Here is a 12992-nt window from a genome sequence, read left to right on the forward strand (position 1 = left end):
ATACAAATATTTATAACTTAGTTCTCAGGCTCCATAGTTCTGGGAAGAAGTGCTGATCCAAAGCTCTCTTTAAGTAATTCACTCCAGAAGATCCGCCTGTACCTTGTTTGTTTCCAATAATTCTTTCTACTGTACTCATATGACTAAATCGCCACATTTGCTGTTGATTTCCGATATCAACTAATTTTTCTGCCAATTCGTATAAGTCCCAATACTGATCTACATTCCGGTATACGGTAAGCCACGCATCTTCTACGCTGGCATTCGGTTCGTAAGGCTGTGAACAATCTCTTTGCAAGACTTCTTGATCTACCTGCAATCCGCGTTTCATAAGAGCATGAATAGCAGCATCATAGATACTAGGCTCATGAAGAGCCGTTTGCATTTTTTGATATAAATCCGCGTCATGCTGGTAAACAGAGAGTGTATGGACATTTTTATTTCCTAAAGCAAATTCTATCAGGCGATTTTGATAAGATTGAAAGCCAGAAGATTGACCTAATTTATCTCTAAATTCCATGTACTCTGCTGGTGTTAGCGTAGAGAGAACACTCCAAGATTGAATTAGCTGCTGCTGAATTCTTGAAACGCGTGATAACATTTTAAATGAAGGTTCCAAGTTATTAGCACGAATGCACCGAATAGCAGCTGTTACCTCATGTAGAATTAGTTTCATCCATAGTTCACTAGCTTGATGGATGACGATAAAAAGCATTTCATCATGATGATTAGAAAGTCTATGCTGACTAGATAATATTTTATCAAGGTGCAGGTAATCTCCATACGACATAGCTTTCTGAAAGTCCGTTTGAAGTTCTTTCTCTAGTTCAACTGCATTTGGTGCCTTGTTATTTGTCGTTTTCATTTTGTATCCCCCTTGTTTTTATGTAAAATAACTTTTCAACGACGAGCGTTAACGTAATTCCTCTAATTCTTCTTTTAAGTTGCTATTGACCATATCTTCTACAAAGAGATGGTTAGCTTTTCTTTTCTTAGAGATAAAATAAGCAATCGATAAGAATGCTAACCAAGGAATTCCAAACTGAAGCATAATTTTAAAATCTGTAAACCAAGTGGTAATCATCAAACCGAGTAATAAGATGGCTCCTAAAATTGTAAAATAAGGAAAGCCAAGCATTCTTACCGGTAATTTTCTTCCACCAGATTTCTCCCATTTTTTTCGGAAGTAGAGGTGAGAAACAAATATCATAAGCCATGTGAACATAGCTCCGAACATTGAAATACCCATCATAAAGGCATATGAAGAGCTTGGGAGCAGTCCATTAACTGCTGCCGCAAGAAAAATGCCCAGGGTTGATACAGCAAGCGCCCATAGCGGTACACCTTTTTTACTTAGTCTCCCTAAAAAAGCTGGTGCATGTTTACTTTGAGAGAGGGAGAACATCATACGTGTGGAAGCATATAACTGACTATTCATAGCTGATAAAGCAGCCGTTAAAATAATAAAATTCATGATTCCAGAGGCAGCGGGGATATTCAGAATTTCCATTACTTTCACAAATGGACTTTTATCAACTTGAGCTGACTTCCATGGAACAATCATTAACATGATGCCTATAGTCAAAACGTAAAAAGTAGTTAAACGAAACACAGTTGCTTTTAAAGCCTTCGGAACGGCTATATCGGGCTCTTTTGCTTCTCCAGCTGTAACTGCAATCATTTCGGTTCCTAAGAAACTAAACAGGGAAATAAAGACAGCTACCCACATTCCCCACCACCCGAAAGGAAGGAATCCACCATCATTTACAAAATTACCTGTACCCATATTAGGGCGTGCATCTGTTCCAAACAGAACATAGGACCCTAAAAGAATAAAGCCCACAATTGCACTGATTTTTATCATAGAAAACCAATACTCAAAAGTAGCAAACGTATTAACACTAGTTGCATTTACATAGATTAGTATAGTAGCAAACACTAAAATCCAGACAATACCCGGAACGCTTGGAAACCAGTACTTCATATACACGGCTATTGCGCTTACTTCTACTCCAACAGCGAGAACGTTAGCTATCCAATATGAATAGCGAACCAAAAAGCCTGCCAAGGGGTGTACATATTTTTCGGAAATTGTTCCAAACGATCCAGAAGTAGGGTGGGCCACGGTCATTTCTGCCAAACACCCCATTAAAAGTAATACAACAAAAGCTCCTAAGGCATAACTAACCAATACACTAGGTCCAGCTGTTTGAATCGCAAGTCCACTGCCTAAGAACAGTCCAGTTCCAATTGCACAGCCCATCGAAATCATTGTCAATTGACTTGTTTTTAGATTTCGTTTTAATCCCTTTTCTGCGTCATCTTTGTTTGGCAATTGAGTATTGTGGGTTTTCATATTTCATCTCCTTCATAGTTTCAACATAATGGTTTGGCTGCATATCTACGTCAAATAGCTCCCTTAAGATTTAGAAAGCGCTTACTTTTCTAGTTAAAAAAACAAGTAGTTTGGGTTTTACGCCACTACTTCACGTTCATTTTTAAATTTTTCATATTCTTTATCGTTCATAATTTTCTTCAAAGTTTGTACTACTTCCCAGACTTCTGCATAAGAAGTGTAAAGAGCAACAGGAGCAAGACGAATAATATTCGGAGCACGAAAATCTGGAATAATCCCATTCTCTTTTAATGCTTTACAAATGCGCGCTGCTTCCTTATGTTCAAGACTTACGTGCCCTCCGCGCTTTTTATCTTCTCTAGGGCTTCCAAGGGTGAAATTGAAGTCACTCAGCTCTTTTTCTAATAAACCCATTAAATAATGATTGATTTTAAGAGATTTAGCTCGAATATTATCTATACCAGCCTCAGTGAAAATTTCTAGCGATCCAATTAAAGGGGCAAGACTTAAAACATGTGGAGTTCCAATTTGATAAGCACCGGCTGAATCAGCAGGTGTTAATGTGTGATCCATATCAAACTGCTTTTCTTTTTTTGAACTAAACCAGCCTGCTAAACCAGGTGCTGTTCCAAAATGTTTTTTATTTACATATAAACTGCCTACACAGCCAGGTCCACCGTTTAAGTGCTTATAATTACACCAATATGCAAAGTCGACATCCCATTTACTAAATGAGTGAGGGATCGCACCGATAGAGTGGCAGCCATCAAATCCAATTAAAATTCCGCGCTTGTGTGCTTCAGCCGTCAACCGTTCCATATCTAATATTTGGCCGCTGCGATAGAGTACAGTTGGTAAGATTATTAAAGCAATCTCATCCGTCATAGCCTCAATAATGTCATCTTCTTCTAAAAAACGGCCATCGCGGCTTTTTACACGTATAAGGTGAGTATCTGGACTGTATCCGTGGGTTCGCAGCTGACTTTGAAGCGCATAAATGTCAGATGGGAAGGTCAGTTCATCAGCTAAAATCTTTGTGCGCGTTCCTTTTGGATTGTAGAAAGTAGCTACAAGCTGATGAAGGTTAACTGTTGTCGAACCAGTTACAATAACTTCTTCGCTAGAAGCCCCAACTAACGGCGCACTCATTTCACCTAATTTTTCGGACAAAGAGAACCATGGGTGTTTCCCTTGAGTCCATCCATCAATTCCTTGTTCTTTCCAATCATTTAAAACTTCTATAAGTCTGCGTTCAGCTCTTTTAGAAAGGAGCCCCAATGAGTTTCCATCCATATATATGGAATCAGGCTTTAAATAAAATTCGTCACGAAAACTTGAAAGTGAGTCTTCTTGATCCAATTGTTTTGCATACTCTAATGTGGGTTTAAAGGTATTTAATTGCATAATTTTCCTCCTCTGCATTACTTAATATGTATCCTAGAAGAATCGTAACAAAGAATATGACACAGTGTCAATAATATAATTTTGAAAATTAAAAAAATAATTTTTGTAATAAATTCTCTTTATTTCTTTTCGTTTTGTGAAAACTTCTATATCCTAGAGAGTAAAACGGATAGGGAGGAAGAAGCCTTAATGAATGAAAATAACATTGAAGATAAACGGCATTTACGTTCAATAAAGACTCGACAAAAATTATTAGAAGCTGCAAGAGAAGTCTTTATACAAGAAGGTTTTCACAAAGCGACTATCACTCAAATAATAAAAAAGGCACGGGTCGGGTATGGTACTGCATATGTTCATTTCGAAGGAAAAGAAGACTTTTTAGTTGTATTAATGGAAAATGTAATGGAGAAATTTTATGAAATTGCCGAGGCTGCATTTTTACCTGCATCTATAAATGAAGCAGAAGAAATGATTCATAAACAAACGAACGAGTTTTTAAAAATGGCTGAGGACGAACAAAAAATGCTGCAAGTGTTTGAGCAGGCTATTGGTATTTCTCCTCTCGTTTCAGAGAAATGGAGAAACATTCGGGAAAAGTTTATTCAACGAATTTCAGAAGACATTGGCTATGCGCAGCGCAATGGATTAGCACGTAAAGATGTACATAACGAGCTAGTAGCAAGAGGGTGGTTTTTCACTAATGAAATGTATCTTTGGGAAATTGTTCGTAATGAATATGAGCACCCTGTCGAACAAATTGCTAAGAATATCGCGTCTATTTATATTAAAGGACTCTATTTATAATTTCGGTGTGCAAATTGCATCTATCTAAAGTAAGTATATAATATCCCCTTAATACTCAACATTCTCTGCAGAAAAAGGGGCCGTTTCCCAATATACTCTCTCAAGGATATAGGTAACATAATAAAGCTCACTAAATGTTGAACGTTTAGTGAGCTTTTACTGTATGGAAAAGTATTATTTAATTTGAACTTTACTTCCGTCAATTTCTAAATACCATTTACCTTTTGCATAGCTGTCTTTTGAAATCTCAAACACTTTAATGTCTGTTACTTTAATGTTAGGGTTCAAGTCACTTGCAATTTTAGAGTTATCAATATCTGTTTCGATTGCATAATTTGATGTTGCATCAATATCTGCCTCATATTTTGTACCTTTTTCGTCAACTAAATTAATTGATGGAATTGAGAAAGCATTTAAAGGTTTGTCAGATACGTTTTTAACTGTCCATTGCACAGCAACAAGTGTACCGCCTTCAGAAGCTTTTTTGTTTGCATATTGGTTTCCAACTTGTTCTCTTTCCTCTACTTTTGTTACAGAAACTTCCGCTTTATTATCTACTGTAAAAGTGTCTCCCACTTTATGAGCTTTTTGTTCTTCTGATTTTGAAGAGTTAGAACTAGATCCAGAACCACTATCGTCTCCACCTGATGCTACGACAGCAATTACTACAATAAGTGCAATAAGAATAATAAATCCTAAACAGCCAATCTTAAAAAATTTTTTCATTTTAGTGCATTTCCTCCTGTACCATTAAGCATGCATTTATTATGTATTTATAATGCATGTTTAATCTTTACATATAAATAGTTATATTACAATATCAAATTTCCTTATTTTAATAATAGGTTAGATCAAACTGCTTAATATACATTAATCGGGACTTATTATCCTGAAATTAAGCCTTGATATGTTTTTTGTGGTTAAATTTAGTATATATAAATTATTTTTCCAATATATAAATATTGAAAATAGTATGTGAGTATGTATGTCAAAATACTTGGCAGCAACTTATAGCCACAAGAGGGAGGAATTGTAAATGCGAGGCCCAGTAGACAGTTCATCAAAAGAGTTGCACTGTCTTTATCGTTTGGATATGGTTATTTAGGCATTCATTTTTATAGTGCTACAGAAGAGGAAAAGAGAGGATCTAGAAAAGGAATGAACAAGTATGACTACATTAAAAGACAAATTGCAAAAACAAATAAAAAAAACGATGAAAATTATATCATTACAAGAATCTGGCATTTGCTTGATAATTACGAGATAAAAATAAATACTCAACAGTATGTAGTACGATCAAATAAAAAACAAAAGGTCGAATACGGATTAATTGATTTGTATTTTCCACAGTTTAATTTGGCTATTGAAATTGATGAAGCCCATCATATGAATGATATAAATCAAACATTAGATGAAATTAGAAAAAACGATATTGTAAATACGTTAGATTGTGAATTTATAAGGATAGATGCTACTGAATCTCTTGAAAAGATTCACGAAAAGATTGACCAGATAGTAGAAAAAATTAATTTGCTAACAAAGGAGAAAGGGTTTATTCCGTGGGATGTGGAGAAGGAATACGATCCAAATACGTATATTGAACAAGGATATATAGATGCTGACGATAATATTTCTTTAAGATTAGTCGCAGACTGTTGCAATGTGTTTGGAGCTGGCTATGCTCACGGAATTCAAAAAAGCGGCGCACCACATAAGTTTGAAGAAGATACAGATATTAAAAGATTAAAATTTTTCCCTAACGAAACGTGGAACAATCAACTTCTTGAAAATGAAGAACTGTTTATTGAATATAATACAATTCCAGAAGAGAACGAAGCCTACTTTCAGAAAAGAATGTATCAGCTGAATCAGAAGATCGCGCTATTTGCATATGCGAAAACTTCTTCCGGACGCTTTGAAGCGATATTTAAAGGACTTTATGTACTAAATCGTGAAAAAAGCAAAGAGACAGGCGTTCTGACTTATAGTCGTATATCTACAATAATGCCAACTTACTATCCAAAAGATGTTAAACAACCTCTTAGAATCGCAGAAGCCTATAATAACGACGGATATAAAATAGCACACTTTTATACAGAAAATCAGGTTAGAAAATTTGAGGATAAATATAAAGAGAGATATAAGATAATATCGTATTCATAAAAAATGTTTTTATTATAATTTTCGCAAAGAGTAGGTATTTTAACTAAAATGTATATCAAAGTAAGTGCTTTCCTATAAAATAATCCCTTTTTATTGTAAAATAAGGAGCTGAAAATAAAACGTCATTCTGTAGCTATATAAAGAAGGGGAAAATAATGAAAAAAGCTCTCATTTTTTGTGCAGCTCTTATACTCCTAGTCGTAGGCGCAGGGATGTACATGAACCATTCTAAAGAAAAACAAATGGAGCAAAAACAAAATGATCAAATGTTCCATAAGGCGGAGCAGGCAGCCATTACATATTTTAAAGAAAAAAGACATAAAGACCTAGTGGTGGAAAAAGCAGATTTTGCGGACCATGGTTTTGATTATATAGAGGTAACGGGGAAGGTGAAAGAAGATAACTCTAAGCAATACTTAGTAAACGTCAGCTACAATGATAACTACCGCGTTACTTCTATTGTAGATATGGATTAAAAACAGATAGAAAATGCTAAAAAAGCACTCACCACAAGTGAGTGCTTTCTCATTAAATAAACAATCCAACCATAATACCTGTTAAAATCGATCCCATTGTCGCTACTAACAGCATCTTCAAGCCAAACTTCGCAACGCGTGAAGCTTGTTCGCCGTTGATTGCTTGGATCGTACCAAGAACGATACCAATTGAGCTGAAGTTTGCAAATGAGATTAAGTAAGCTGATACGATACCGACTGTTTTTTCAGAAAGGTGAGGCATCATTTTTTGGAAGTCAAGCATGGCAACGAATTCGTTTGCTACTACTTTTGTTCCCATTACGCCGCCGGCTCTCATTAGTTCATCTGCCGGGATACCCATGATAAAGGCAATTGGGTAGAAGATATAGCCTAAAATGTCTTGAACCGTTAATCCGATGACACCGTTTAATACGTAGTTCACTAATGCTAAAAGACCAACGTATGTCACAAGCATCGCTGCTACGATTAACGCAACGCGTCCGCCGTCTAGGGCACCATCACCGATTGCTTCAAACAGCGTGCCTTGCTTAGCAGGCGCTTTAATATCGACTTCGTTTTCATCTTCCACTTTTACAGGTGCAACGATAGAAGAAACAATTAAACCAGAGAATACGTTTAGCGGAAGAGCAATTAATACGTATTCAGCAGGAATCATCTGCATGTATGCGCCTAGAATTGAACAAGAAACGGATACTAAAGACGTTGTTGTAACGATAAATAAACGGTTTGGTGTTAAACCTCCGATGTGGTTTTTCACCGCAATTAGCGCCGTTGTATCACCAAAAATCATTGCGTTCACGGCTGTGAAGCTTTCAATTTGGGGAAGTCCGGTAATTTTTGAAACAAGTCCTCCGATATATTTGATCCCAAAGGGTAAAATACGAGAGTAGTTTAAAATACTTAATAATGCTGAAACGAATACAATCATAACTAACGTTTGGATAAAGAAAATGCCTTTTCCTGCAAGATCTCCAAACACGAACGAAATTCCGTCGTTACCAAATGATAAGATCTTTGTAAATACACTTGTGATAAAGTCAAGCACCTTGCGACCAATCGATGTATTCATCATAAAAGCAGAGATAGCAAGCTGGATGACAAGCATAACTGCGATGCCTTTATAGTTGATAAGTTTCTTGTCGTTTGACATGAGGAATGCAACTGCTAAGATAATTACAATCCCGATAATTCCCATTAAAATTGACATTTACTTTTCTCCTTACATGTATTCTATATTTATAAAAGAGGGACGTGCATAGAAATGACTATGTAAATCGGCCTCTATTTTATACAAAAACGGAACTTCTACGCCAATTTTGTTAAAAATGGGCAAAATTTTTTAGGCCATTATAAAAAATGACGTAATTGTAAAATAATATTTACTATGTGCTAATATGTAAAAAAACATGCAGAACTGACATAATAACTTATATTTCGACAGCCTCTACTATCTTAAATCATTTTGAACAAAAGAAAAAGGGGAAATGAAGATATTTTTAATATAATTGTGAAATATTTTTAAAAATTTATGATACTTCCGGTTCTTGGAATTACAGCATGAGAAGTAAAAAAGAGACAAAATCACTTATCATATGCTGTTTAAGAGAAATTTTTCCTTTTTAATGGTAGAATATTCATGAATAATGACAAAGTAAAAGTACAAAGGAGTTAACAATGAATAGTATTCAAACCTTTTTTTCAAAGCATCCAAAATGGTCGTACACTGGAAATTTTGTTGTAACACTAGCGTGCGTAGCGGTCTTTCCATCTTTATTTATGCCGACCGTTTCAGGAGTGCTGCTTGGATTTGTCGCAGCTACCGCTATTAATTATGCATTAGGACTTAAGTGGAAGCCGCTGAGAGAGCTAACAAGTAAATAAAATGCTCTATAAATGTGGTAAACTAGTAAAAATGATAAAAGAGGTGTAAACATAATGACAACACCCGAGAGAAAGCTGATTCATTTAGCAACCGGCATGCCTGAACAAATGGCATACGGCTCTGACAAAGAAATGCGGACAGGTATCTGCAAAAAGCAAGTAGACGAAACGTTTTTAGCAAAAGAAGGGTTTCAAGGCGACGGCGTAGCGGACTTAAGGTATCACGGCGGACCCGATCGTGCGGTGTGCGTGTATCCGTATGAGCACTACAAAAAATGGAATGAAGAGTTTGATACGGAGCTGCCAATGTCTGCGTTTGGAGAAAATCTTGTCTTAGCGGGCATGATTGAAAAAGACGTATGCATTGGAGACGTTTATCAAGTGGGAGACGCCGTTATTCAAGTGACGCAAGGGCGAAACCCATGTGATACGATTACAAAGAGAACGGGCGTTAAAGGGATTTTAAAACGAATGATTGAGACAAGCTATACCGGCTATCTTTGCCGCGTGCTGAAAGAAGGTAAGATTACGAAAGACGCGGAAGTGAAGTTAATTCAAGCTCATCCAGACCAAGTATCCGTGTGGTTTACGCTTGATTTATATTTCCATCATTCAAAAGATGTAGAAGGGATGCAGCGGGCTTTAGAAGTTTCTGAGCTTGCGGAAGACTGGAAAAATAAATTTCAAACGCGGATTGAAAAGGCGCTTTCTGTTGCTCAGCGATAAAAAGTAAATGCCCTCCAATCGTTAGAACGTATCTAACGATTGGAGGGCATTTTTTTCTTAGAAGCGTCCGTATCCTAAGAAATGATCTTGATAGTAAGAAACATCTAGGTCAGCTACAGCTACACCGTGTGAACCAGCATGAATCATTTGGCCGTTTCCGATGTAGATTCCCATGTGAGATGGGCCGCTTGTGTATGTGTTTTGGAAGAATACTAGATCGCCTGGTTGTGGAGACGAAATTTTTGTCGCCATGTTCCAGTAGTTAGCTACGCTTGTACGTGAAATGCTGTGACCGCTATGGTTGAACACGTATGCTATAAAGCCTGAGCAGTCAAATCCGCTTGGTGTGTTTCCTGCCCATTGGTAAGGTGATCCTACTAAACTACGTGCAACATTTACTGTGCTTCCAGAAGCCGTGCTTGTTGTTGGAGCAGGTGCTGGTGTGCTTGTTTCTTTTGCTGCAGATGTAGATGCAGATGCTGTAGAAGTAGAAGGAGTTGATGTGCTTACACCTTTTACTTGGCTTGTTGTACTTGGTTTACCTGATGCAATTGTTACGTAGCTTGAGCTTTTTGAAATCCATTTGTTTGGTGCAATTTCAACTAAGCCGTTTGCTTCTTTTAAAATAGCAAACTCTTGGCCTTGTGTTGCCGTTCCAACAACTGGAGATGAAAAGCTAGCTCCTTGACGAATATTTAACGCACTCACGTTTACGATGACTTTTTGATTAGTAGTAGTAGTTGCTTGTTGTTGAGGTACGCTTGGCGTTACCTTTTCTTGTACGGGTGCTGGTGCAGCGCCTCCGTCATTTGCACTTGCTGAAGTTGTGCTAAATGTTAGGGCAGCGGGAACAAGTAATGCTGCTAACCCCATATTCATAACTGTACGATTTGCTTTCTTTAGCATGTTCTTTCTCCCTTTCCATAACTTGTTTTATTCACAACTGTGAGTCTATCAATCCTGACAGGAAAAGTAAACATCTAATTCCAAATTACGACATTTTGTAACATAGTTTTAATATTAAAGGGCGATATAAGTAGAATTGTCACCTTCTCTGTAATAATTCTGACAATTTATCTAGGTAGAAATGTTTAGGAGATTCATAGATTTATTAGAAAATATGTAAGCTAAATGAAAAAGGGGAGCAGGAACCCAGCAGCTAAATGGCTTCAAGGCTTTTAGGATGTATAAAAGCTATAGGTAAAAAGTGATATCGCCATTAGCGATACACTTTATTTTTTTCTAAATGAGCACATAGAGAAGAAAGATACGCTGTCATAAAAGAAACTCAGTTACTATAACTGCTATACATAAATTACATCAAAAGCATCCAGTTGAAGCGAGTAAAAAAGAAGCGTAGTATACAAGGAGGAATGAACGCGTGAATCATTTACATTCATATATGTAGGAGTGGTTGTTGTATGAAACAGTCATCATCTTTTATTAATGGAATTTTTTTAGCTGCTCTTGTACTGATTTGGGGATTAACGTGGCCGATGTCGAAGCTGGCGCTTGGCTATTCATCGCCTATTTTGTTATCTGGACTGCGGTCATTAAGTGCGGGAATCATCTTATTAGCAGTCGCACTGCCAAGAGCTAAACAGCTTCACTGGAAGCAGAACTGGCGTAAATATATGGTGTCAGGTCTATTTAATTCAATCTTATTCTACGGTCTGCAAACGATTGGACTTATGTTTATGCCAGCAGGGGTCTTCAGCGTGATTGTCTACTTGCAGCCGGTGCTCATCGGCATCATTGCATGGATGTGGATTGGAGAAAGCATGAACGCTGTGAAGATAGGTGGCTTGCTTCTTGGTTTTGTAGGTGTAGCTACCATCAGCATGGGAGAACTATCTGCTAATGCTTCAGCCGTTGGAATTATTCTTGCTGTGCTTACGGCACTGAGCTGGGCGATTGGAACTGTCTATATCAAACGTATTAGTGACAGTGTAGATGGCATTTGGCTTATTACCATTCAAAGTCTTGTCGGCGGAGTGGTTATGACAGCGACCGGCAGCGGAGTGGAAGGGTGGTCTCATATGGTATGGAATTCATCATTTATGCTGCTGCTTTTATTTTTAGCACTGTTTTCTGTTGCCGTTGCGTGGCTCATTTATTTTTATTTGATCAGTAAAGGAGAGGCCAGCAAAGTGGCGTCCTTTAATTTTCTTGTTCCCATTATTTCAATTGTCATTGGCACGCTCTTTTTAGACGAACCGTTTACGTCGTCACTTCTTGTAGGGCTGGTGCTTATTATTATCAGTATTTATTTAGTGAATAAAAAAGCGAAGAATCAAAAGTTAAAGCCCTCTGATGGAGGAGACCAGGCAGCGTGAAGCTATCCATAAAAAAACCGTATTCGCAACTCGAATACGGTTTTTCTTCTATTCAGCAACTTCTGTTTCATTTGCTTTTAGCTTTTCATAAAATACGCCAAGCGAAGTCGTTACATACGGAACAAGCCATAATAACCCGATGCCAAGCGTAATCAAGCTTAAAATTCCCCAGCCGATAAAGCTTAAAACGAGTAAAAAGTAGGTCCACTTGTAGCCGTTCATTAACCGTCTGCTTTCAGTAATAGACTGGTTCACCGAATAATCTGGGTTATCGCGGAATACGTAGTAAGCCTGTGAATAGGCAAGACTTTTGATGATGCCAGGAATGATTAATAAAATACTCCATAGCACGGTATAAATAATCGTTAGCAAGTAAAGTCCGAGGGTTCTAAAGTATAATCCTGCAGATGAAAATGAATCAAACACGTTTCCTACACGTACACTTTCTCCTCGCACCAGACGCAATAGTACCCAGTAGTAAGAGAAAAAGAGCGGTACGAGCAGCAGGGATACAATATTAGCTAAGGTAGACTGTGAGTATTCGGTTTCAGACCCGCTTGGAAATCCGTTAACAAGAAAGTCAATAAGTCCTGGAATACCGGCAGCAATTAGATACGTAACGAACGTAAGCAGTACGGCAAATCCCCAGCGGTTTTTCAGCGCTGTGAGTGCACCTTGCTTCACTTCTTTTATTCTCATAACTTGATGTCCCCCTCTAGGTGAGTTTATACAGAGAATTTAACCTGTACATTAGTCAATATATTAGCGATTTTTAAATATATGAATGCTTGCACTAATAAGTTGGATAAAGTTTTTTAGATACTT

13 protein-coding genes are annotated in these 12992 nt (G+C 37.3%); 6 read left to right on the forward strand and 7 right to left on the reverse strand.

What is annotated here, in order from left to right; genetic code table 11:
* Positions 1-10 precede the first annotated feature (10 nt).
* From kynA to kynU, 3 genes are all read right to left on the reverse strand, one after another.
* Positions 11-865, reverse strand: coding sequence for a tryptophan 2,3-dioxygenase (kynA, locus tag ACRPLY_RS10250; protein WP_325078118.1), 855 nt, complete (start codon positions 863-865; stop codon positions 11-13).
* Positions 866-913: 48 nt separating this feature from the next.
* On the reverse strand, positions 914-2356 hold the full coding sequence (locus tag ACRPLY_RS10255) for an amino acid permease (protein WP_325078119.1): 1443 nt from the start codon (positions 2354-2356) through the stop codon (positions 914-916).
* A 117-nt stretch (positions 2357-2473) separates the two neighbouring features.
* A complete protein-coding gene (kynU, locus tag ACRPLY_RS10260; protein ID WP_325078120.1) occupies positions 2474-3760 on the reverse strand; it encodes a kynureninase in 1287 nt (428 codons plus the stop codon).
* A gap of 189 nt (positions 3761-3949) precedes the next feature.
* Here kynU and ACRPLY_RS10265 point away from each other — a divergent pair, with 189 nt between their 5' ends.
* A complete protein-coding gene (locus tag ACRPLY_RS10265; RefSeq protein ID WP_325078121.1) occupies positions 3950-4564 on the forward strand; it encodes a TetR/AcrR family transcriptional regulator in 615 nt (204 codons plus the stop codon).
* Between the two features lie 174 nt (positions 4565-4738).
* On the opposite strand, the gene ACRPLY_RS10270 is transcribed toward ACRPLY_RS10265, so the two are convergent.
* Positions 4739-5290: a hypothetical protein gene (locus ACRPLY_RS10270; RefSeq protein WP_325078122.1), complete on the reverse strand. Its 552-nt coding sequence runs from the start codon at positions 5288-5290 to the stop codon at positions 4739-4741.
* 432 nt (positions 5291-5722) lie between these two features.
* On the opposite strand from ACRPLY_RS10270, the gene ACRPLY_RS10275 reads away from it, so the two are divergent.
* A complete protein-coding gene (locus ACRPLY_RS10275; protein WP_325078123.1) occupies positions 5723-6727 on the forward strand; it encodes an AbaSI family restriction endonuclease in 1005 nt (334 codons plus the stop codon).
* 155 nt (positions 6728-6882) lie between these two features.
* Positions 6883-7203: a hypothetical protein gene (locus tag ACRPLY_RS10280; protein ID WP_325078124.1), complete on the forward strand. Its 321-nt coding sequence runs from the start codon at positions 6883-6885 to the stop codon at positions 7201-7203.
* Positions 7204-7255: 52 nt separating this feature from the next.
* Here ACRPLY_RS10280 and ACRPLY_RS10285 read toward each other — a convergent pair whose 3' ends face one another.
* Positions 7256-8431 (reverse strand): NupC/NupG family nucleoside CNT transporter, encoded by a 1176-nt coding sequence (locus ACRPLY_RS10285; protein ID WP_047750239.1) that lies wholly within the window; start codon positions 8429-8431, stop codon positions 7256-7258.
* 467 nt (positions 8432-8898) lie between these two features.
* Here ACRPLY_RS10285 and ACRPLY_RS10290 point away from each other — a divergent pair, with 467 nt between their 5' ends.
* Complete coding sequence (locus ACRPLY_RS10290) at positions 8899-9105, forward strand: hypothetical protein (RefSeq protein ID WP_165636325.1); 207 nt, start codon at positions 8899-8901, stop codon at positions 9103-9105.
* A 54-nt stretch (positions 9106-9159) separates the two neighbouring features.
* Positions 9160-9831, forward strand: a complete 672-nt coding sequence (locus ACRPLY_RS10295) for an MOSC domain-containing protein (RefSeq protein WP_049165854.1) — start codon at positions 9160-9162, stop codon at positions 9829-9831.
* Between the two features lie 57 nt (positions 9832-9888).
* Here ACRPLY_RS10295 and ACRPLY_RS10300 read toward each other — a convergent pair whose 3' ends face one another.
* Positions 9889-10737, reverse strand: coding sequence for a C40 family peptidase (locus ACRPLY_RS10300; protein ID WP_048019390.1), 849 nt, complete (start codon positions 10735-10737; stop codon positions 9889-9891).
* A 515-nt stretch (positions 10738-11252) separates the two neighbouring features.
* Here ACRPLY_RS10300 and ACRPLY_RS10305 point away from each other — a divergent pair.
* Complete coding sequence (locus tag ACRPLY_RS10305; protein ID WP_325078125.1) at positions 11253-12167, forward strand: DMT family transporter; 915 nt, start codon at positions 11253-11255, stop codon at positions 12165-12167.
* A 48-nt stretch (positions 12168-12215) separates the two neighbouring features.
* On the opposite strand, the gene ACRPLY_RS10310 is transcribed toward ACRPLY_RS10305, so the two are convergent.
* On the reverse strand, positions 12216-12866 hold the full coding sequence (locus ACRPLY_RS10310) for a DUF975 family protein (protein WP_034267099.1): 651 nt from the start codon (positions 12864-12866) through the stop codon (positions 12216-12218).
* Positions 12867-12992: the final 126 nt, after the last annotated feature.

It is taken from the genome of Priestia sp. TGN 0903, from assembly GCF_050846855.1.
GTDB lineage: Bacteria > Bacillota > Bacilli > Bacillales > Bacillaceae_H > Priestia > Priestia zanthoxyli.